This is a genomic window from Caballeronia sp. S22, assembly GCF_964261745.1.
Lineage (GTDB): Bacteria > Pseudomonadota > Gammaproteobacteria > Burkholderiales > Burkholderiaceae > Caballeronia > Caballeronia jiangsuensis.
In genome coordinates, this window is sequence record NZ_OZ180037.1 from 601,981 (window position 1) to 622,077 (window position 20,097).

Consider the following 20,097-nt stretch of genomic DNA (forward strand, 5'->3'; position numbering starts at 1 on the left):
TGACCTCCTTACCTTGAGTCCGACGTCACTTCATCTCGCAGGCCATGACTACTGCTTCGTCGGACCCGTTGCTTCAGCCGTTCACCCTCAAGCATCTCGTGCTCAGGAACCGTGTGATGAGCACGAGTCACGCAAGCCGTCTGACGCGCGACGAATTCCCGCAGGAGGTCTATCAACGGTATCACGAGGAAAAGGCGAAAGGGGGTATCGCGCTGACGATGTTCGGCGGGTCATCGAACGTCAGCATCGACAGTCCGAACACGTTCCAGCAGATCAACGTCGGAACCGATGCCGTGGTGCCGCATCTGCGGCGCTTTTCCGATCGCATCCATACGCACGGCGCGGCGCTGATGTGCCAGATCACGCATCTCGGGCGGCGCGGCGATGCATACACGGAGCCCTGGCTGCCGATGATCGCGCCATCGCCCGTGCGCGAAACGCTGCACCGCGCCATGCCGCAGGCGATTCATGACGCGGACATCAAACGCGTGATCCGCGACTTCGGCATCGCGGCGAAGCGCTGCCGCGATGGCGGGCTCGACGGCATCGAAACACATGCGGGCGGTCATCTCATCGGTCAGTTCATGGACCCGACCGTGAACCTGCGCACCGACAAATACGGCGGCTCGACGGCCAATCGCGTGCGCTTCGCGATCGAGGTGCACGAGGAGATTCGCAAGCGGGTGGGCGATGACTTCATCGTGGGCTTTCGCTTCGCGCTCGAAGACGGATGCAGCTTGGAGGAAGGGCTGGAGATGTCGCGCATTCTGCAGGGCACGGGTCTCTTCGATTTCTTCAACGTCACGTTCGGCCGCATGGACACGAAGATGTCGCTCGCGGTCAATTCCATGCCGGGGATGTTCGTGCCGTCCGCGCCGTGGCTGCCGAAAGCCGCCGCATTCAAGCGCGCGGTCGATCTGCCCGTGTTTCACGCAGCGAAGATCGCCGATCTCGCCACCGCGCGCTATGCGATCCGCGAAGGGCTGCTCGACATGGTCGGCATGACGCGCGCGCATATCGCGGAACCGCATCTCGTGAAGCTCGTCGAAGCGGGCAAGGAGGACGAGGCGCGGCCGTGCGTCGGCGCATCGTTCTGCCGCAATTTCCGCGCGACGTGCATCCATAATCCGGCGACATCGCGCGAGACGTATCTCACGCATGACCTGCCCGAAGCCGCGCACAAGAAGCGCGTGCTCATCGTCGGCGCGGGACCGGCGGGCCTCGAAGCCGCACGCGTCAGCGCGACGCGCGGCCATCATGTCACCGTGCTCGAAGCGAACTCGACGGCCGGCGGCCAGATGCTGCTGGCCGCGACCGGAAGCTGGCGGCGCGATCTCATCGGCATCGTCGACTGGCGCGTGTCGCAGCTCGAAAAACTCGGCGTCGATGTGCGCTACAACCACTATGCCGAGTTGAGCGATGTGCTCGATCATGGCGCGGATGTCGTCATCATCGCGACAGGCGGCCTGCCGAATCTCGATGCGTTGCCGGGCGGCGAGCTGTGCAAGTCGGTCTTCGATGCGCTCACTGAAACGCCGCCGCGCGCAGGCAGGGTGCTCGTGTACGACGGCACCGGCCGGCACAACGCGTATCTGTGTGCGGAGCGTTATGTCGATGCGGGCCTCGATGTATCGCTTGCGCTCATCGACAGCATGCCGGCGCAGGAAACCGGCGGACGCGGCGACGATCAGGTGTGGATGCGCAATATCGCGCGCTGGAACGTGCCCGTGCGCACGAACATTGAGCTGATCGAAGTGAGCGCGGCCGATAACGGCAAGCGCCGTGCCGTGTTCCGTCATCATCTGACGAACGATCTCGTGGAGATGGAAGCGGATCATGTCGTGGTCGAGCGCGGCATGCTCGCGGTCGATGATCTTTTCGAAGCGACGCGCATGTATTCCGTCAACGACGGCTACACCGATCTCGAAGCGTTCGCGACGGGCAAGCCGCAGCCCGAAGCGCAAGAGGGCGATGAAGGACAGTTCCGTCTTTACCGAATCGGCGACGCGAGCGCGTCGCGCGATATTCACACGGCCATCTACGACGCCTACAGGCTATGCCAGGCGCTGTGAAGGCCCGTGGCATCGTATTCGCCAAAACATCCGCCATAACGACATGACCGAGCGAGGCTGACCATGATATTGCCGAAGGAACTCGTAGTCGCCGATCCTGGCCGCCGCAAGGCGATGAAGACGCTGGCCGCCGCGGGCGCGGCAACGCTCATCCTGCCGGGCGCATCGACGCTCGCGTTCGCCGCGACGGAGCCTGCGCCGCAACGCGGCGGACGCATTCGCGTGGCGCTGGCGAACCAGTCGCTGATGGATTCGCTCGATCCCGCGAAGGGCACGCATACCGGCGACTATTCGCGCGCATACATGTTCTATAGCGGCCTCACCGAACTCGACGCCGACTTCAAGACGCAGAACGCGCTCGCGGAAAAGCTCGAATCCGACGACTTCGTGAAGTGGACCGTCACGCTTCGGCCCAACGTGCATTTCCACGACGGCAAGCCGTTCACCTCCGACGATGTCGTGTTCTCGCTGATGCGCCACAAGGACCCGGCGACGGCATCGAAGGCGAAGTCGATCGTGGATGGCATCAGCACCGTCAAGGCGGCCGGGCCGCTGAAGGTCGAGATCACGTTGAGCGAGCCGAACGTCGATCTTCCCGCGCTGCTCGCGATTCCGCATCTCGTGATCGTCGCCGCGAACACGACGGACTTCTCCAAAGGCAACGGCACCGGTCCGTTCACATGCAAGGAGTTCACGCCGGCGCAGCGCTGCATCGGCGCGCGCAATCCGAACTTCTGGAAGCCGGGGATTCCGTATCTCGACGAAGTGGAGATCATCGGCATCGGCGACGATGCGGCGCGCACCAATGCGCTGCTCGCGGGCGACGTGCAGCTCATCTCGCCGCTGCCCGCGCGCGATGTCGATCGCGTCAAGCAGACGGGCAAGGTGACCGTGCTCGAAAGTCCGTCGCAGCTCTATTCGGATCTCGCATTGCGGCAGGACATGCTGCCGACGAAGAGTTCGGACTTCAACGAGGGCATCAAGTATCTGCATGACCGGCAGCGCATCGTGAACGTGATGCTGCGCGGTCACGGCACGCTCGCCAACGATCATCCGGTGCCGGAGTGGCATCCGTACTTCATGAAGGGATTGCCGCAACGCACCTTCGATCCGGACAAGGCGCAGTTCCACTTCAAGAAGGCGGGCACGCCGGGCGCGCGCGCGGAGATCATCGCGCCGCCATCGGTCGAGACCGCGCTCGATTCCGCCATGATGGTCCAGCAGGCCGCTAAGCAGGCGGGCGTCGATATCAACGTGCGCCGCGTGCCCGCCGATGGCTACTGGACGACCTACTGGATGAAGTACCCGATGACCTACGGCTCGATCCTGCCGCGCCCGACGCTCGATCTGCTGTACACGCAGTTCTTCCGTTCGAATGCGAACTGGAACGAGTCGGGGTGGAAGAACGAACAGTTCGATCAGTTGCTGGTGCAGGCGCGCCGCGAGCGCGACGAAGCGAAGCGCAAGCAGATGTACGGCGACATGCAGGGCATCATCTACGAGAAGAACAGTCTCGTGATCCCCGCGTTCATCAACTTCATCGACGCGCAAAGCTCGAACCTACGCGGCTTGAAGGGCACGCCGTCGGGGCGCGTGATGGGTTATCGCTTCGCGGAATTCGCGTGGCTCGCGAAGGCGTGAACATCGGTTCCGCCGATGTGCACGCGCAAGCCGCTACCACACCGCCTGATTCGTCAGCGCGAACTGTGCGAGCGTTGCATCGGTGGATGGCGCACCGTTCTTCGCCATCTGCTCGATGGTATCGACGAGCGGCAGCCCGAGCCCTTCGAGCCACGACGAAAGCCCGTATCGCAAGGGCGTATCGATGCGCACGAACATGCCCGCGTTCAGCGCGAGCCAGTAGCTGATCAACGCCTTCGCGCGGCTCTGGTCCGGCGATTCCGGCGCGATCACCGGACCGATCACGTGTCCGTCGCCGAAACGCCGGAAGAGCGCGAAGCCGATCAGCTCGCCATCGCGATCGAGTGCGATGCCGCTCGCGACGTCGAGCAATTGCGGCAGCAGCGCCGTGCGATCGAGCCCGCTCGCGCGCGAGGCCAGTCCGGCGAGACGCGGCGTGTCCTTCGCGCCGATCGGACGCAGCCGCTCGCCCGGCGGCAGCGAAACCAGCGGCGGCTGGAACGCCGCGCCCTGATGCTGATGAATCGTGTCGATGCGCGTGAAGCCTTGTTCCTCGCACAGCGGCCTGCCTTCGTTCGATGCGTGAATCAGGAGCGTGCGTGCGCCGAGCGTCGCGATCAGCCGGTCGAGCAGCCCGCGCCCGATGCCCCGCCGCTGATGTTCCGGCGACACGATGAACATGCCGAGCGTCGCGGCATGCGCGCCGAACTGAAACGCAAGCGCCGTGCCGACGAGCGCGCCCGCCTGATCGACGGCGGCGAAGCCATTGCCGAGACGCGCCGCGAAGCGCCAGTCGTCCGCGCGATGCCGCCATTTGACGGACGCCGACAGCGCGTGCGCCGCGGGAAGGTCGTCGAGCGTGAAAGCCCGGTATTCGACCACATCGTTATTGCTCGAGTCGGGCACGCCGGCCTCCTGACCTTGAAGACATTTACCGTGACTTTGACACCGCGCAGCGCGCATGGCTAGGACGATCTTCCTGTCCCGCGCGGTGCATGGGGCCGTGCATGTGGTGCAACGCAAAACCGCGAGTTATCGCCGCAAGAACGCGCGTGCTGTGCTGAATCGGCAATTTTGTCGGCGAAATATGCCGGCGCTCCGGACCTACGATGAAGCCATGTCAACGCAGCATCACGGAGGAGGACTCACGCATATGGACCGGTTCGATCCTGCCAGCATCGTCATCAGGAGCGGGCATTTCATCGGCGGCGAATTGATCGATGCGGGCGCGTCGCGTATCGAGGTCGCGCGGCCATCGGATGGCGTCGTGTATGCATCGGTGCCCGTCGCCGATGAAGCGATGATCGACTACGCCGTGCAGAACGCCTACAGCGCGTTCAGGCAGAGCGACTGGGCGCGCCGCGCGCCGCGAGAACGTGCGCGGGTATTGCGCCGGTTCGCCGATCTCGTCGCCGCCGATGCCGCCAATCTCGCGCCGCTCGAAGCGCTCGGCTCGACGCGCCCGGTACGCGATGCGTACAACTGGGACGTGCCGTTCACCGCCGAAAGCATCCGCTTCTATGCGGAGTTCGCCGACAAGATCGGCGGCGATGTCGCGGCGACCGATCACCGGCATCTGGGCATGACGATCGCCGAGCCGTACGGCGTGATCGGCGCGATCGCACCGTGGAATTTTCCGCTCGTGATGGGCATATGGAAGACCGCGCCCGCGCTCGCGGCGGGCAACGCGGTGGTATTGAAGCCTTCGGAGATGACGCCGTTTTCCGCGCTGCGTCTCGCCGAACTGGCACTGGAAGCGGGCGTGCCGCCGGGCATCTTCAACGTCGTTCAGGGCGATGGCCGCACGACCGGCGATGCGCTCGTGCGTCATCCGCGCATCGGCAAGGTGACCTTCACCGGATCGACGCGCACCGGCGCCGCGATCATGGCGGCGTGCGCGGAATCCGGCACGAAGCCGGTCACGCTGGAGCTGGGCGGCAAGAGCCCGCAGATCGTGTTCGCCGATGCCCCGCGCATCGATGAAGTGGCGCGGCGCATCGCGGGTTCGATCACGGGCAATGCCGGACAGGTGTGCGTCGCGGGTTCGCGGCTGCTCGTGCAGCGCGCAATCGCCGGCGAACTGACCGATCGCATCGCGCAGGCCTTCGGCGAACTCAGGGCGGGCGCAACATGGGCAGCGGGCACGACCTTGCCGCCGATCATCTCCGAGCCGCAGGCGCAGCGCATCGATGCGATCGTTCAGCGCGGCATCGCGGGCGGCGCGAGCCTGCGTTGCGGCGGCAAGCGTGCGGATGCGGCGACGCCCGGCGCGTTCTATTCGCCGACCTTGCTGTGCGATGTCACGCAGGACAACGACGCCGTGCGCAGCGAAATCTTTGGCCCGGTGCTCACCGTGCAGTCTTTCGATACGGAAGAAGAAGCGCTCGAACTCGCCGCGCATCCGGAATACGGCCTCGCCGCGGGCGTACATACGGCGGATATCGGCCGGGCGCTGCGGATGGTGCGCGGCATCGAAGCGGGCACCGTATGGGTGAACCGCTATGGCCGCACGAGCGACTTCGTGCTGCCGACGGGCGGCTACAAGCGCTCGGGCATCGGCAAGGATCTCGGGCGGCAGGCTTATGAAGCGAATCTGCGCTTCAAGAGCGTGCTCATTGATACAGAAGGATAGGCGCACAGAACACGCACGATCGTGCGAAAACAACGCCGCATTTTCTGCTGCGGCGATGCCTCAAAACGCATGACTTGTATCGCCGCGAGGCACGCATTCGACGCGCTCAGTCATTTTTGCACTGTTTAAATTTTCCTCAACACATCGCTGTTGCTTGTTTTCACCACTGAACTCCCGGACGGGTTCATCACACGACAGGACTGACACCATGATCGATTTCGAGCCGAAGTACATCACGTTCGACTGCTACGGCACGCTGACGAAATTCCGCATGGCCGATATGGCCCGCGAGATGTACGCCGACCGTCTGCAGGGCGACGACCTCGAACAATTCGTCAAGTTCTTCGCGGGCTATCGCCGCGACGAAGTGCTCGGCGCGTGGAAGCCGTATCGCGACGTGATCGTCAATTCGGTGCGCCGCGCATGCGAGCGCATGAACGTCGAATTCAACGAAGCCGAAGCCGAAAAGTATTACCTCGCCGTGCCGACGTGGGGCCCGCATCCGGACGTGCCGGAAGGTCTTTCGCGCCTTGCCACGAAATACAAGCTCGTGATTCTGTCGAACGCATCGAACGATCAGATCCAGAGCAACGTCGACAAGCTGGGCGCGCCGTTCCATCGCGTGTTCACGGCGCAGCAGGCGCAGTCGTACAAGCCGCGCATGCAGGGCTTCGAATACATGTTCGACCAGTTGAACTGCAATCCGGAAGACGTGCTGCACGTGTCGTCGAGCCTGCGTTACGACCTGATGACCGCGCACGACATGGGCATCAAGCACAAGGCGTTCGTTAAGCGCGGCCATGAGCCGGGCACGCCGTACTACGAGTATTACGAAGTGGACACCATCGGCGATCTCGCCACGCAACTCGGTCTGTAAAACAAGCCACTTCACGCGAGCAATGCCGATGAAACTCGACTCCTACTGGCTCGACACCGCGCCCGCGATGATCTCGACGTGCGAAGGCCCGGCGGACGGCCAGGCCGATGTCGCCGTGATCGGCGGCGGGTTCACGGGTTTGTCGGCGGCGCTCGCGTTGGGCAAACGCGGCGCGAGCGTCGTCGTGCTCGATGCCGGGCGCATGGGCGGCGGCGCGTCGGGGCGTAACGGCGGCCAGTGCAATACGGGCGTCGCGCAGGACTATGCGGCGCTGCGCGCGCAACTCGGCGTCGAGCGCGCGCAAGGCTGTTATCGCGCGTATGCGGCGGCGGTGGATACCGTCGAGCGTCTGATCCGCGAAGAGAACATCGATTGCGACTATCTCGCTTCGGGCAAGCTCAAGCTCGCCGCGAAGCCGCATCATCTCGAACATATCGCGAAGACCGCCGAGCTGATCCGGCGTGAAGTCGATCCCGATATCGATCTGCTCGATCGCGAGCAGGTCCGCAACGAAGTGCAATCCGATGCCTTTCATGGCGGCTTGCTGCAACGCCATGGCGGGCAGATGCATATGGGCAAGTTCGCCGACGGACTTGCAAAAGCGGCAGTGAAGCAAGGCGCGCGTTTCTATGAGCACGCTGAAGTCAGCGCGATCACGAAGGAAGGTTCTGGATATCGCATCGATTCGAAGCGCGGCACGTTGCACGCGAAGCAGGTGCTGATCGCGACGGGCCCTTCTAAGCATGGCCCGTTCTCGTGGTATCGGCGCAGGCTCGCGCCTGTCGGCTCGTTCATCATCGTGACCGAGCCGTTGCCCGAGGATCGGCTGCAGGAACTGCTGCCGAACCGGCGCTCGTACACGACGAGCCGCCTGATGCACAACTATTTTCGCGTCACGCCCGATGCGCGTCTGCTGCTCGGCGGGCGCGCACGTTTCACCGCGTCCGAACGTCCATCGGATGCGAAGAGCGGGCGCATTCTGCAGGCGAATCTCGCGTCGATCTTCCCAAGCCTGGCCAATGTGGGCATCGACTATTGCTGGGGCGGTCTCGTCGATATCACAGCGGACCGTCTGCCGCGCGCGGGCCAGCACGACGGCATCTATTTCTCGATGGGCTACAGCGGCCACGGCACGCAGATGTCGACGCACATGGGCCAGATCATGGCCGACGTGATGAACGGCAACGCCGGAGCGAACCCGTGGCGCGATTTCGACTGGCCCGCGATTCCGGGCCATACGGGCAAGCCCTGGTTCTTGCCGCTCGTCGGCGCGTACTACTCGATCAAAGACGTGTTCTATTGAAGCATCGAAGCAAACACAGGCGGTCTACATCCAATAAGCAAGCCGCCGGACATTCACAGCCCCTATCGCGGAGAAGTTCATGAGCATCGACACATCGCCTGAAGCACTTGCCCATGCCGATGCCGGCAAACGGCTCGAAGAACTGACGCGCCGTGGCGCGTCGCGGCGCAACGTCCTTCGCGCGATGGCCGCGGGCGGGCTGCTGTCCATGACGGGCGCGGGGCTTCTCAGCGCGAGCGGCGCGGCTTTCGCGCAGGCCAAGCCGAAGCAGGGCGGACGCATCCGCGTGGCGACGCAGTCGTCGTCGGCCGCCGATACGCTCGATCCCGCCAAGGGCGCACTCGGCACCGACTACGCCCGCGCGTTCATGTTCTATAGCGGCCTGACCGAACTCGACAATCATCTCGGCGCGAAGATGGCGCTCGCCGAATCGCTCGAAACGAAAGACGCGACCGTGTGGGTCGTGAAGCTTCGCAGCGGCGTGCAGTTCCACGACGGCAAATCGCTCGCGCCGCAGGATGTCATCTATTCGCTGATGCGCCATAAGGATCCGGCGGTCGGCTCGAAGGCGAAGACGCTCGCCGATCAGTTCAAGGAGATCAAGGCGACCGGCCCGAACGAACTGACCATCACGCTGACGGGCGCGAACGCGGACCTGCCGGTGATTCTCGCGGACTCGCATTTCCTCATCATCAAGGACGGCACGACGGACTTCAAGACGGCCATCGGCACGGGCCCGTTCAAGGTGAAGGAGTTCGCGCCGGGCGTGCGTACCGTGGGCGTGCGCAACGAGAAGTACTGGAAGCCGGGCATGCCGCATCTGGATGAAGTGGAACTCATCGGCATCGCCGACGAGCCCGCGCGCGTGAACGCGCTCATGTCCGGCGACGTGCAGCTCATCAACGCGGTGAGCGCGCGTTCGACCGAGCGCATCAAGGGCACGCAGGGCTTCGCGGTGCTGGAAACGAAGACGGGCCAGTACACCGACCTCATCATGCGCGACGACGGCGGCATCACGGGCAACGCGGACTTCCGTCGCGGCATGACGTACCTGATGGACCGCGAGCAGATGCGCAAGACGATCTTCCGCGGCTATGGCGCGATCGGCAACGATCAGCCGATCGATCCGAGCAACAAGTACTACATGTCGGGACTGCCGCAACGCGCGTTCGATCCCGACAGGGCGAAGTTCCACTTCCAGAAGGCGAAGCTCGGCAACGCGCCGATTCAGCTGTACGCATCGCCGGCGGCGGAAGGCTCCGTCGAAATGGCCGTGCTGATGCAGCAGGTCGCACCTCAAGCCGGCATCAATCTGCAAGTAGTGCGCGTGCCGTCCGACGGCTATTGGTCGAACCACTGGATGAAGCATCCGCTCGGCTTCGGCAATATCAATGCGCGCCCGAGCGCGGACGTGATCTTCACGCAGTTCTTCAAGTCCGATGCCCCGTGGAACGAAGCGAACTGGAAGAGCACGCAGTTCGACCAGATGCTCGTCGCCGCGCGTGGCGAACCGGACGACGCGAAGCGCAAGAAGATCTACGGCGACATGCAGGAACTGGTGCATACGGACGGCGGCATCGGCATTCCGATGTTCCAGAGCTCGCTCGATGCGCACACCACGAAGCTCAAGGGTCTCGGCGGCATTCCGCTCGCGGGTCTGATGGGCTGGATGTTCGCGGAGAACGTGTGGCTCGAGGCATGAACATGATGTAACGCGGGACGCGCGCCGTCTTCGAAGTTGCGGCGCGCGAAGTCAACCCTTCAACGAGAGGCGATATCCGATGAAAGTTCATGCGCAACGACTCGTCGCCGCGCGCCTCGGCCTTGCGGTGCTCACGCTGTTCATCGTGTCGATGGTGGTGTTCGGCATCACCGGTCTGTTGCCGGGCGATGCCGCCCAGCAGGCGCTCGGTCAGGCGGCGACGCCCGAGCAGGTGACGGCGCTGCGGCATCAGTTCGGCCTCGATCAACCCGCGGTCACGCGCTATCTGCAATGGCTCGTGCATGTGGTGACAGGCAACTTCGGCACGTCGTTGTCGAATAACCTGCCGGTCAGCGAACTGATCGCGACGCGTCTGCCGAATTCGCTCGTGCTTGCCGGATTGACCGCTCTCGTGTCGGTGCCGCTCGCGCTCGTGATCGGCATTGCATCGGCGATGTATCGCGGATCGCTCGTCGATCGCGTGCTCAACGTGCTCACGCTCTCGACCGTCGCCGTGCCCGAGTTTCTCGTCGCGACCATCGCGGTGCTGATCTTCGCGGTGAAGCTGCGCTGGCTGCCCGCGCTGTCGTATCTGTCGGATGTATCGTCGTTCGGCGGGCTATTGCGCACCTATGCGATGCCGGTGATGACGCTCTGCTGCGTGATCGTCGCGCAGATGGCGCGCATGACGCGCGCGGCCGTGCTCGATCAACTGAACGCGTCGTATGTGGAAATGGCGTTGCTCAAGGGCGCAACGCCCATGCGTGTCGTTCTGCGGCATGTGTTGCCGAACACCATCGGACCCATCGCCAACGCGGTCGCGCTCTCGCTGTCGTATCTGTTCGGCGGCGTGGTGATCGTCGAATCGATCTTCAACTATCCCGGTCTCGCGAGCCTGATGGTCGATGCCGTCACCAATCGCGACATGCCGCTCGTGCAGGGCTGCGTGATGGTTTTCTGCGCGGCCTATCTCGCGCTCGTGCTCATTGCCGATCTGGCCCAGATCGTCTCCAACCCGAGGCTGCGTCAACGATGAACCGGAACGTCTCTTCTCACGCCACGACCATGCTATACGAGCAGCCTCCCGCCGACGCGCCGCAGGAAGAGGCGCCCGTCGTCGTCAAGCGCGGTGCGTTGAAGCGCCTCGTCGATCGCTTTTCCGTGCTGGGGCTGATCGGTCTCTTCATCGTCGTGTTCTGGCTCGCGGTCGCGTTCATCGGGCCCGTCATCGCGCCGTATAAAGGCGGCGCGTTCACCTCGACGGAAGTCTTCGGCTCGTACAGCCCGGCGCATCTGCTCGGCACCGACTATCTCGGCCGCGACATGCTGAGCCGCATTCTCTACGGCACGCAATACACGGTGGGCCTCGCGCTCGCATCGACGGTGGCGGCGAGCGTCATCGGCACGTTCTTCGGCCTCATTGCCGCCGTGTCGGGGCGCTGGGTCGATGAAGTGCTGAGCCGCCTCTTCGATGCGCTCATCTCGATCCCGAGCAAGATTCTCGCGCTCGTCGTGATCGCCGCGTTCGGCTCGTCCATCCCGATGCTGATGATGGTCGCCGCGCTCGCCTACATCCCCGGCGCGTTTCGCATTTCGCGCTCGCTCGCGGTGAACATCATGACGCTCGAATACGTGCAGGTGGCGAAGGCGCGCGGCGAGAAGCTTTTCTATATCGCGCGCGTGGAAGTGCTGCCCAACATGATTCATCCGATGCTCGCGGACTTCGGCCTGCGCTTCGTGTTCATCGTGCTGCTGCTCTCGGGCCTGAGCTTCCTCGGCCTCGGCGTGCAGCCGCCGAACGCGGACTGGGGCTCGCTCGTGCGCGAGAACATCGGCGGGCTTTCGGAAGGCGCGCCCGCGGTGCTGATGCCCGCGGTGGCGATCGCGACACTCACCGTCGGCGTGAATCTGCTCATCGACAGCTTGCGTCGTCATGGCGCGCGTTCGCATGGAGGCGCACAGTGACTACGAACATGATCGAAGTAAAAGGCTTGCGCGTGATTGCAGGCGTCTCCCCCGATCCGGTCGTCGAGATCGTGAAGGGTGTCGATTTCACGGTGAAGAAGGGCGAAGTGCTCGCGCTGATCGGCGAGTCGGGTTCGGGCAAGACGACCATCGCGCTCGCGCTGCTCGGCTATGCGCGCGGCGGTTGCGCGATCGCGGGCGGCTCGGTGAAAATCGGCGATACGGATGTCCTGTCGCTCGATGCCAGAGGCCGTCGCGCATTGCGTTCACGCACGGTCGCGTATGTCGCGCAGAGTGCATCGGCGGGCTTCAATCCGGCGCGCACGATCATGGATCAGGTCATCGAGCCCGCGCTGCTGCACAAGCTGATGACGCCCGCAGCCGCGCGTGAAAAAGCGGTCGGTCTTTTCCGGTCGCTGGCGTTGCCGAATCCCGAGACCATCGGCGATCGTTATCCGCATCAGGTGTCGGGCGGCCAGTTGCAGCGGCTCATGGCCGCGATGGCGCTGATCACCGATCCCGCCGTCGTCGTGTTCGATGAACCGACCACCGCGCTCGACGTGACCACGCAGATCGAAGTGCTCGCCGCATTCAAGGGCGTGGTGCGCGAACTGGGCACGACGGCCGTGTACGTGTCGCACGATCTCGCGGTCGTCGCGCAGATGGCCGACCGCATCGTCGTATTGAACGGCGGACGCGTGCGCGAGAACGGCACGACCGCGCAAGTGCTCGATGCGCCCGTCGACGAATACACGCGTCAACTGCTCGCCGCGACGCGCCGCCCCGAAGCGGAACTCACGATGCCCGACGAAGCGCGCGACGTCCCGCTGCTCGAAATACGCAACCTGAGCGCGGGCTATGGCCGCATCGATGCGCACGGCGTGCCCGCCGTGCGCGTGCTCGACGATGTGAGCCTGAAGATCGAGCGCGGTTGCACGCTCGGCGTGATCGGCGAATCGGGCTCGGGCAAGACGACGCTCGCGCGCGTGATCGCGGGACTCGTCGATCGCGCGCATGGCGAGGTGCTGCTCGACGGCAAGCCCTTGCCCGCGAAGTTGTCGGAGCGCACGGTGGAGCAGTATCGTCGCGTGCAGATCGTGTTTCAGAACGCCGATACCGCGCTGAACCCGAGCCGCACCATCGCCGATATCCTTGCGCGGCCGATGAATTTCTATCACGGCCTGCGCGGCGCGCCCGCGCAAAAGCGCATGCTCGAACTGCTCGATCTGGTGAAGCTGCCCGCGTCGATCGCGAAGCGTCAGCCAGGCGGCTTGTCGGGTGGACAGAAGCAGCGCGTGAATCTCGCGCGTGCGCTCGCCGCGAAACCCGAGCTCATTCTCTGCGATGAAGTGACGTCGGCGCTCGATACGGTCGTCGGCGCGGCGATCCTCGATCTGCTTGCCGAACTGCGCCGCGAGCTGAACGTGTCGTACATGTTCATCAGCCACGACATCTCGACGGTGCGCGCCATCTGCGACGAAGTCATCGTGCTCTACGCGGGCCAGTGCGTCGAAGCGGGCCAGCGCGATGCGCTTTCGCATCCGCCGTATCACCCTTATACGGGCCTGCTCGTCGATTCGGTGCCCGCGCTACGTCCCGGCTGGCTCGATTCGCGCCGCGCGATGGCGCTCGGTGCGTTGCCCGTGCTCGGTCCGGAAAGCGATGTGCGCGAGCTGTGCAGCTTCCGTTCGCGTTGCGCGGCGCGCATCGACGGCAAATGCAATGTGACGCCGCCTGCGCGGAAGACCTTGCCATCGGGCGCGGAGATTCTGTGCCATCACAGCGCCGACGACCTCGCGCGCATGCAGTCGATGGAAACGGTGACGGCATGAGCGGACGCTTCGTGAGAGTCGCGGAGAAAGAGCGCAGAACGTTCGAGATCGTCATCGATGGCCGGCGCGCGCTCGCAGCCGCCGGCGACACGCTGATGGTCGCGCTGCTCACCTCGCAGCAGGACTTGCGCGATTCCGAATTCGGCGATGGCCGCCGTGCGGGCTTCTGCGTGATGGGCGCATGCCAGGACTGCTGGGTGTGGACTGAAGATGGCGAACGCGTGCGCGCGTGCACGACGCCGGCGGTCGAAGGCATGTCGATCGTCACGCGTCTTTCGCAAGCTGGAGAGGGCGTATGGCCGCGACTGTGATCGTGATCGGCGCGGGGCCGGCAGGCGTGCGCGCGGCAGAGGCGCTGGTCGAAGCGGGCTTGCGTCCCGTGTTGATCGATGAAGGCAGGCGCGATGGCGGGCAGATTTATCGTCGTCAGCCGGAAGGATTCACGCGCACGTATGACGCCTTGTACGGAACCGAAGCAGAACGCGCGCGTGCGTTGCACGAGGCGTTCGATGCATTGCGCCCGAACATCGACTATGTGCCCGATACGCTCGTGTGGAACGTCGCGCCGAATTCGGTGCATATGGTGAGCGGCACGCGTCATCGCGAGCTTGGGTTCGATGCGCTCATCGTTTGCAGCGGCGCGACCGATCGTTTGATGCCCGTGCCCGGCTGGCATCACGCGGGAACGTATAGCCTCGGCGGCGCGCAGGTCGCGTTGAAATCGCAGGGCTGCGCGATCGGTTCGCGCGTCGTGATGATGGGCACGGGTCCGCTGCTGTATCTCGTCGCCGCGCAATACGTGAAGGCGGGCGCGACGGTGAGCGCGGTGCTCGATACATCCACGTTCGCGCAACGCTTGCGCGCATTGCCGCAACTGCTCGCGATTCCATCGACGCTGAAGAAGGGCATCGCGTTGATGAAGGTTCTCAAGGATGCGCGCGTGCCCGTTCATCGCGGCATCACACCGGTCGAGATTCGAGGCACACCGGAGCATGGCGTTCAAGGCGTGCGCGTCAAACTCGCCGATGGCGCGATGCTCGAAGTCGAATGCGAGGCCGTCGCGCTCGGCTATCACTTGCGCTCCGAAACGCAACTCGCCGATCTCGCGGGCTGTGAATTCCGTTTCGATCAAGCGTTGCAGCAGTGGCTTCCTGTCGCCGATGAAGACGGCCGCAGCAACGTAAAAGGCGTCTATCTCGCGGGCGACGGCGCGCGCGTGCGCGGCGCGGATGCGGCTGAACGCGCCGGGCGGCTCGCAGCGCTCGCGGCGATGAAAGACATCGGCATGATCTGCAACGAAGATGAGGCGAACACGTTGCGTAAGCAACTGAGCAGCTTCACGCGCTTCGCGGCTGGCTTGCGCACGGCGTTCCCGTGGCCCGCGCGATTCGCCGCCACGTTGCCGGATGAGACCATCGTGTGCCGATGCGAAGCGATCAGCGCAGGCGAACTCAGACGCGTCGTGAACGACATGGGCGCGAAGGAAGCGAATCGCGCGAAGGCTTTCTCGCGCGTCGGCATGGGCCGATGCCAGGGCCGCTTCTGCGCGCATGCGGGCGCGGAAGTCATCGCGGCAGAGGCACGCGTGCCGCTCGAAGCGGTCGGCCGTTTGCGCGGGCAGGCGCCCGTCAAACCGCTGCCGATGGCGCTCGCGCCGCATCAGGACATGGAGACGAGCGAATGACCGGGCGCGCCGATGTGATCGTGATCGGCGGCGGCATCGTCGGTACGTCGACCGCTTTCTTTTTACGCCGACGCAATCGTTCGGTGATTCTGCTCGAACGTGGTCTGACGGGACAGCAGGCGAGCGGCGTGAACTTCGGCGGCGTGCGCCGGCAGGGCCGCGCGCTCGAACAACTTGCGATGTCGAATCGTGCGCTCGAAACCTGGCGTCGTTCGCGCGAGTTGCTCGGCGAGGACGTCGAGTTCCTGCCATCGGGTCATACGCGGGTGTGCTATCACGCGCATGACGCGGAGTACTTCCATCGCTATGCCGCCGATGCGCGCGCCTGTGGCCTCGATCTCGAAGTGGTGGAAGGCGCGGCCATGTTCAGGCGTTTTCCTTTTCTAGGCCGCGATGTGCTCGCCGCATCGATCTCGCCGCTCGACGGTCACGCGAACCCGCGTCTCGCCGCGCCCGCGTTCGGTCGCGCGGCGGCGCGGCTCGGTGCGCATATCGTCGAGAACACGGAAGTGGTGCGCGTCGAAAAGGAAGCGGGCGGCTTTCGCGTGGAAACCGCAACGGGCGACGTGTATCGCGCGGAACAAGTGCTGATCTGCGCGGGCGCGTGGGCCAATGCGCTATCGACGCAATTCGGCGAGCCTGTGCCGCTCACCGCGCGCGGTCCGCAGATGGCCGTGACCGAACCCGTGCCCTACGTCTTCCCGTTTTCGATGGGCGTGTACACGTCGATCAAGGAAGAGAGCGTGTATTTCCGGCAGATTCCGCGCGGCAATATCGTGCTGGGTGGCGGCCCTCCTGGTCCCGCCGATGCAGACACGCGACGCGCATCGGTCCTGCCCGCGAACACCGTCGCGCAGATGGCGCAGTTTCGCCGCATGGTGCCCGCGATGCGCGCGCTGCATGTGATTCGCGTGTGGAGCGGCGTGGAAAGCTATCTGCCGGATTCGGAGCCGGTGATCGGCCCGAGCTCGACAACCGATGGTCTTTTCTATGCGTTCGGCTTCAGCGGATCGGGCTTTCAGATCGGGCCGGGCGTGGGCGAAACGCTTGCCGAGTTGCTCGATAGCGGCAGCACGCCCATCGATCTCACATCGTTTTCCATCAGACGATTTCAGCGCGCTTCGTCGACGCACGCCGAATCGATCACCTCCGAGACTTCGCCATGAGCCAGGCCAATCTGATCGACGCGCTCGTTTATATCGAAGCCAATTTCGACAAGACCGTGAGTCTTGCGCAACTCGCGGATCTCTCGGCGCTGAGCGTATCGCGCTTCGCGACCGTGTTTCGCGAGCAATTCGGGCTTTCGCCCTACAAGTACCTGTGCGAGCTGCGTGTGCAACGCGCGCAGACCTTGTTGCTCGCGGGCGTGCCGGGGTCGGTCGTCGCGACGGAAGTCGGCTTCTTCGATCAGAGTCATCTCGCGCGGCACTTCAAGCGCTTGTGCGGCATGACGCCGAGCGCCTTCGTCGAGCGCACGCGAAAGAAGGCGCGCTCAGCCGAGTTCGATGCCGGTTTGACGAAGCGCGTCGCGCAAACCCAGTCGCGGGTATTTGCTCTCGACAGTGCGCATGTCGCTTAACGCTTCCTGAATGATCCATTCGCGCACGCTGGCGACGATGGGCCGCATCGGCCGGTTCGGCGGTGTGAGCAGACAGCAGCGGCGGCTCGTGACGAGCAGTTCCTCTTCGGTGGGCACGAGCGCGCCTTGCGCGAGCCAGTGCGATGTCACGTTGAGCCAGCCGAGCGCGATGCCTTGCCCGAGCAGCGCCGCCTGCACGACGATCGCGTAATCGTTGAAGCGCAGCATGCCCGCCGCATGGCGCTCCTTTGAAGCGAACGCATGAAAACGCTCGTGCCAGCCGCGCTCTTCGTCATCCATGACGATGACCGTATCGCCATGCGCGCGCGCCGCTTCCGTCTGCGCGAGTTCGTGATAACGCGGATTGCATAGTGGCAGCAGCATTTCGGGCATCACGAGCACGGCGTTTTCATCGATCTCTTCATCATGCAGAAAGCGCATGCCGAGATCGACATCGACGAGCGGCCCGCCGATGCGCCCCGATATCAATTGAAACCGCATGTCGATCGAAGGAAACGCCTGATTCAGCCGGCTCATGCGCGGCATGAGCCAATGCGTGGTGAAACCGGTGGACACGGACAGCGTGACCGTTTCGACGCCTGTCGCGCGCGCCTCGATTTCGCGGATCGCGCTTTCGATGCCGCTGAAGCCTTCGGAAATCTTGCGATAGAGAATCTCCCCGCTTTCCGTGAGTTCGATACCGCCGCGCACGCGTTCGAAAAGCCGCACGCCGATATGGTCTTCCATGCGCGCGAGCATGCGGCTGACGGCGGGCTGGCTCACATAAAGCTCTTGCGCGGCGCGCGTGAAATTCCCGCAGCGCGCGGCCGCTTCGAACACGAAGAGCGCATTCGCGCTGGGCAGTTTCCTGCGAAGGTTTGGCATGACTTCATGTTATGCCCGATCCAACAATTTTGGAATTGCCGTCAAAAACATCGCGACTTAGTATTTTCTCAACCGCTCTCCTTTCCGACGAGATGAACGCCATGGATGCACGCGCGAAAACAGGAGTGTCGATCAGGTCCGCGACCAAGCGATACAGCGGCGTTACCGCGCTCGACGACGTATCGCTCGATATCGCGCCGGGCGAGTTCGTCTCGCTGCTCGGGCCTTCGGGTTCGGGCAAGACCACGCTGCTCGGGATTCTCGGCGGCTTCGTCCAGCCGACTTCGGGCAGCGTGTGGGTCGGCGAGCGAGACATTACATTCGCGCCGCCGCACAAGCGCGATATCGGCATCGTGTTTCAGAACTACGCGCTCTTTCCGCATATGAGCGTGGGCGAGAACGTCGCGTTCTCGTTGCGCGCGCGTCGCGAGCCGAAATCGACATGGGCGAAGCGCGTCGCCGAAGCGCTCGCGATGGTCGAGCTCAAAGGCTATGAAAGCCGCGGCATCCATCAGCTTTCGGGCGGACAGAAGCAACGCGTCGCACTGGCGCGCGCGATCGTGTTTCAGCCGCAACTGATCCTGATGGACGAGCCTTTGTCCGCGCTCGACAAGCAATTGCGCGAGACCATGCAGATCGAATTGCGCAGACTGCATCGGCAGCTTGGCGCGACCATCGTCAACGTGACGCACGATCAGCGCGAGGCGCTCACGATGAGCGATCGCGTCGCCGTGCTGAAGGACGGCAGGCTCGTGCAGATCGATACGCCCGAGCGTCTCTACGATCGCCCGTGCGATGCCTTCGTCGCAAGCTTCATCGGCGAAGCGACGATGCTCGATGTCACGCGCGCCGGCCACGATGCCGTGCGTCTCGGCGATACCGTCCTGCGCACCGCGCATCCGTTGCCGAGCGGTGACAAGCTGCTGCTCGCGGTGCAAACGGAAAAGCTCGTCATCGACGGCGAGAACCGTCATGCGAACGCGAACCGTCTTTCATGCCGCGTGACCGAAGTGCTTTATCAAGGCGAGAGCCTGCGTGTGTTCGCCGCGCTCGCCGACGGCACCGCGATCAGCCTGCGTCAACCCGGCGGCCACGACGCGCGCAGACGCATTCCCGCGCCGGGTGCGTCGATGACCGTCGCGCTCGATCCGCAAGACACGATCGTCGTGTCGGCCTGATTCTTTTCACCGCAACCCGTAGAGGATGAAGCAATGAATCTCACCGATTTCAAGGTCCTGACGTTCGATGTCGTCGGCACGCTGATCAACTTCGAAAAGGGCGTGCTCGACTCCGTGCGCCGCCTGGGCGGGCCGAAGGCGAAGGACCTGACCGATGATCAGATTTTCGAGCCGTACATGGAAGGGCGCGCGAAGCATCCGGGCCGATCGAGCCATGAGATGGCGAACGTGTATCTGCATCTCGCGAAGAAACTCGGCCTGCCCGACGATCCGCAATCCGCCGCCGCGTTTCAGCGCGACGTGCTCGAATGGCCCGCATTCGAAGATTCCGTCGCTGCGTTGAAGCGGCTGCGCAAGCACTTTCGGCTCGTTGCGATGACCAATGCGGACCGCGTCGCGTTGTCGGCGTATTCGCACACGCTCGGCAATCCGTTCGACGATACCGTGTGCTGCGATGAAACCGGCGTCGCGAAACCCGATCCGCAATTCTTCGCATATAACCGCGGACGTCAGGCCGCGTTCGGCTACAAGTTCGAGGAGATTCTGCACACGGCGCAGAGCCAGTATCACGATATCGGCATCGCGACGAAGCTCGGTTATGCGACGTGCTGGATCGAGCGGCGTCAAGGCATGAAGGGCTTCGGCGCGACGCCGGTGCCCGAAGCCGTCACGACGCCGACGTGGAAGTTCGCGACGCTCGCGGCGCTCGCGGATGCCGTCGATGACGAAGTGCGCGCCGCCGCGTGA

Annotated in this window: 17 protein-coding genes; 15 read left to right on the forward strand and 2 right to left on the reverse strand. The window is 64.1% G+C overall.

Going from position 1 to position 20,097, the window contains the following annotated elements:
- The first annotated feature begins 44 nt into the window (after nucleotides 1-44).
- A complete protein-coding gene (locus ACEN42_RS26495) occupies nucleotides 45-2,072 on the forward strand; it encodes an FAD-dependent oxidoreductase (protein WP_371884868.1) in 2,028 nt (675 codons plus the stop codon).
- A 63-nt stretch (nucleotides 2,073-2,135) separates the two neighbouring features.
- Entirely contained in the window at nucleotides 2,136-3,713 is a 1,578-nt protein-coding gene (locus ACEN42_RS26500; RefSeq protein ID WP_371884869.1) for an ABC transporter substrate-binding protein, read from the forward strand.
- Nucleotides 3,714-3,746: 33 nt separating this feature from the next.
- On the opposite strand, the gene ACEN42_RS26505 is transcribed toward ACEN42_RS26500, so the two are convergent.
- Entirely contained in the window at nucleotides 3,747-4,619 is an 873-nt protein-coding gene (locus tag ACEN42_RS26505; RefSeq protein WP_371884870.1) for a GNAT family N-acetyltransferase, read from the reverse strand.
- A gap of 247 nt (nucleotides 4,620-4,866) precedes the next feature.
- On the opposite strand from ACEN42_RS26505, the gene ACEN42_RS26510 reads away from it, so the two are divergent.
- The 11 genes from ACEN42_RS26510 (at nucleotide 4,867) to ACEN42_RS26560 (ending at nucleotide 17,287) form a co-directional block, all read left to right on the forward strand.
- Nucleotides 4,867-6,345, forward strand: coding sequence for an aldehyde dehydrogenase (locus tag ACEN42_RS26510; RefSeq protein WP_187607102.1), 1,479 nt, complete (start codon nucleotides 4,867-4,869; stop codon nucleotides 6,343-6,345).
- Nucleotides 6,346-6,553: 208 nt separating this feature from the next.
- The gene (locus ACEN42_RS26515) at nucleotides 6,554-7,222 is read left to right on the forward strand and encodes a haloacid dehalogenase type II (RefSeq protein WP_062258951.1); all 669 of its coding nucleotides are present in this window, start codon (nucleotides 6,554-6,556) and stop codon (nucleotides 7,220-7,222) included.
- A gap of 28 nt (nucleotides 7,223-7,250) precedes the next feature.
- Nucleotides 7,251-8,525 (forward strand): NAD(P)/FAD-dependent oxidoreductase, encoded by a 1,275-nt coding sequence (locus ACEN42_RS26520; RefSeq protein WP_371884871.1) that lies wholly within the window; start codon nucleotides 7,251-7,253, stop codon nucleotides 8,523-8,525.
- A 79-nt stretch (nucleotides 8,526-8,604) separates the two neighbouring features.
- On the forward strand, nucleotides 8,605-10,227 hold the full coding sequence (locus ACEN42_RS26525; protein WP_371884872.1) for an ABC transporter substrate-binding protein: 1,623 nt from the start codon (nucleotides 8,605-8,607) through the stop codon (nucleotides 10,225-10,227).
- A 79-nt stretch (nucleotides 10,228-10,306) separates the two neighbouring features.
- Nucleotides 10,307-11,263 carry an ABC transporter permease gene (locus tag ACEN42_RS26530; protein WP_035503859.1) on the forward strand — a complete coding sequence of 319 codons (957 nt, stop codon included), beginning with the start codon at nucleotides 10,307-10,309 and terminating at the stop codon, nucleotides 11,261-11,263.
- A complete protein-coding gene (locus tag ACEN42_RS26535; RefSeq protein ID WP_371884873.1) occupies nucleotides 11,260-12,192 on the forward strand; it encodes an ABC transporter permease in 933 nt (310 codons plus the stop codon). Before ACEN42_RS26530 ends, ACEN42_RS26535 begins: the two co-directional genes overlap by 4 nt.
- Nucleotides 12,193-12,200: 8 nt before the next feature.
- On the forward strand, nucleotides 12,201-14,024 hold the full coding sequence (locus tag ACEN42_RS26540) for an ABC transporter ATP-binding protein (RefSeq protein WP_371885076.1): 1,824 nt from the start codon (nucleotides 12,201-12,203) through the stop codon (nucleotides 14,022-14,024).
- Nucleotides 14,021-14,335 carry a (2Fe-2S)-binding protein gene (locus ACEN42_RS26545; protein WP_035503853.1) on the forward strand — a complete coding sequence of 105 codons (315 nt, stop codon included), beginning with the start codon at nucleotides 14,021-14,023 and terminating at the stop codon, nucleotides 14,333-14,335. The genes ACEN42_RS26540 and ACEN42_RS26545 overlap by 4 nt, the downstream gene beginning before the upstream one ends.
- Nucleotides 14,320-15,708, forward strand: a complete 1,389-nt coding sequence (locus ACEN42_RS26550) for an FAD-dependent oxidoreductase (RefSeq protein ID WP_371884874.1) — start codon at nucleotides 14,320-14,322, stop codon at nucleotides 15,706-15,708. The genes ACEN42_RS26545 and ACEN42_RS26550 overlap by 16 nt, the downstream gene beginning before the upstream one ends.
- Entirely contained in the window at nucleotides 15,705-16,874 is a 1,170-nt protein-coding gene (locus tag ACEN42_RS26555; RefSeq protein WP_371884875.1) for an NAD(P)/FAD-dependent oxidoreductase, read from the forward strand. Before ACEN42_RS26550 ends, ACEN42_RS26555 begins: the two co-directional genes overlap by 4 nt.
- On the forward strand, nucleotides 16,871-17,287 hold the full coding sequence (locus ACEN42_RS26560; RefSeq protein ID WP_035503847.1) for a helix-turn-helix domain-containing protein: 417 nt from the start codon (nucleotides 16,871-16,873) through the stop codon (nucleotides 17,285-17,287). Before ACEN42_RS26555 ends, ACEN42_RS26560 begins: the two co-directional genes overlap by 4 nt.
- Here the strand turns inward: ACEN42_RS26560 and ACEN42_RS26565 are convergent.
- Nucleotides 17,201-18,172, reverse strand: a complete 972-nt coding sequence (locus ACEN42_RS26565) for a LysR family transcriptional regulator (protein WP_238212066.1) — start codon at nucleotides 18,170-18,172, stop codon at nucleotides 17,201-17,203. The two genes, ACEN42_RS26560 and ACEN42_RS26565, sit on opposite strands and share 87 nt — an antisense overlap.
- A 101-nt stretch (nucleotides 18,173-18,273) precedes the next feature.
- Here ACEN42_RS26565 and ACEN42_RS26570 point away from each other — a divergent pair, with 101 nt between their 5' ends.
- Together ACEN42_RS26570 and ACEN42_RS26575 are read left to right on the forward strand one after the other, a co-directional pair.
- Nucleotides 18,274-19,350: an ABC transporter ATP-binding protein gene (locus ACEN42_RS26570; protein WP_035503914.1), complete on the forward strand. Its 1,077-nt coding sequence runs from the start codon at nucleotides 18,274-18,276 to the stop codon at nucleotides 19,348-19,350.
- 33 nt (nucleotides 19,351-19,383) lie between these two features.
- Nucleotides 19,384-20,097 (forward strand): HAD-IA family hydrolase, encoded by a 714-nt coding sequence (locus ACEN42_RS26575; protein WP_187606663.1) that lies wholly within the window; start codon nucleotides 19,384-19,386, stop codon nucleotides 20,095-20,097.

Coding starts and splice junctions, on each gene's coding strand:
- ACEN42_RS26520 (WP_371884871.1), top strand. CDS start 7,251: ATGAAACTCGACTCCTACTGGCTCGACACCGCGCCCGCGATGATCTCG.
- ACEN42_RS26540 (WP_371885076.1), top strand. CDS start 12,201: ATGATCGAAGTAAAAGGCTTGCGCGTGATTGCAGGCGTCTCCCCCGAT.
- ACEN42_RS26550 (WP_371884874.1), top strand. CDS start 14,320: ATGGCCGCGACTGTGATCGTGATCGGCGCGGGGCCGGCAGGCGTGCGC.
- ACEN42_RS26560 (WP_035503847.1), top strand. CDS start 16,871: ATGAGCCAGGCCAATCTGATCGACGCGCTCGTTTATATCGAAGCCAAT.
- ACEN42_RS26530 (WP_035503859.1), top strand. CDS start 10,307: ATGAAAGTTCATGCGCAACGACTCGTCGCCGCGCGCCTCGGCCTTGCG.
- ACEN42_RS26570 (WP_035503914.1), top strand. CDS start 18,274: ATGGATGCACGCGCGAAAACAGGAGTGTCGATCAGGTCCGCGACCAAG.
- ACEN42_RS26495 (WP_371884868.1), top strand. CDS start 45: ATGACTACTGCTTCGTCGGACCCGTTGCTTCAGCCGTTCACCCTCAAG.
- ACEN42_RS26515 (WP_062258951.1), top strand. CDS start 6,554: ATGATCGATTTCGAGCCGAAGTACATCACGTTCGACTGCTACGGCACG.
- ACEN42_RS26545 (WP_035503853.1), top strand. CDS start 14,021: ATGAGCGGACGCTTCGTGAGAGTCGCGGAGAAAGAGCGCAGAACGTTC.
- ACEN42_RS26525 (WP_371884872.1), top strand. CDS start 8,605: ATGAGCATCGACACATCGCCTGAAGCACTTGCCCATGCCGATGCCGGC.
- ACEN42_RS26575 (WP_187606663.1), top strand. CDS start 19,384: ATGAATCTCACCGATTTCAAGGTCCTGACGTTCGATGTCGTCGGCACG.
- ACEN42_RS26500 (WP_371884869.1), top strand. CDS start 2,136: ATGATATTGCCGAAGGAACTCGTAGTCGCCGATCCTGGCCGCCGCAAG.
- ACEN42_RS26565 (WP_238212066.1), bottom strand. CDS start 18,172: ATGCCAAACCTTCGCAGGAAACTGCCCAGCGCGAATGCGCTCTTCGTG.
- ACEN42_RS26510 (WP_187607102.1), top strand. CDS start 4,867: ATGGACCGGTTCGATCCTGCCAGCATCGTCATCAGGAGCGGGCATTTC.
- ACEN42_RS26555 (WP_371884875.1), top strand. CDS start 15,705: ATGACCGGGCGCGCCGATGTGATCGTGATCGGCGGCGGCATCGTCGGT.
- ACEN42_RS26535 (WP_371884873.1), top strand. CDS start 11,260: ATGAACCGGAACGTCTCTTCTCACGCCACGACCATGCTATACGAGCAG.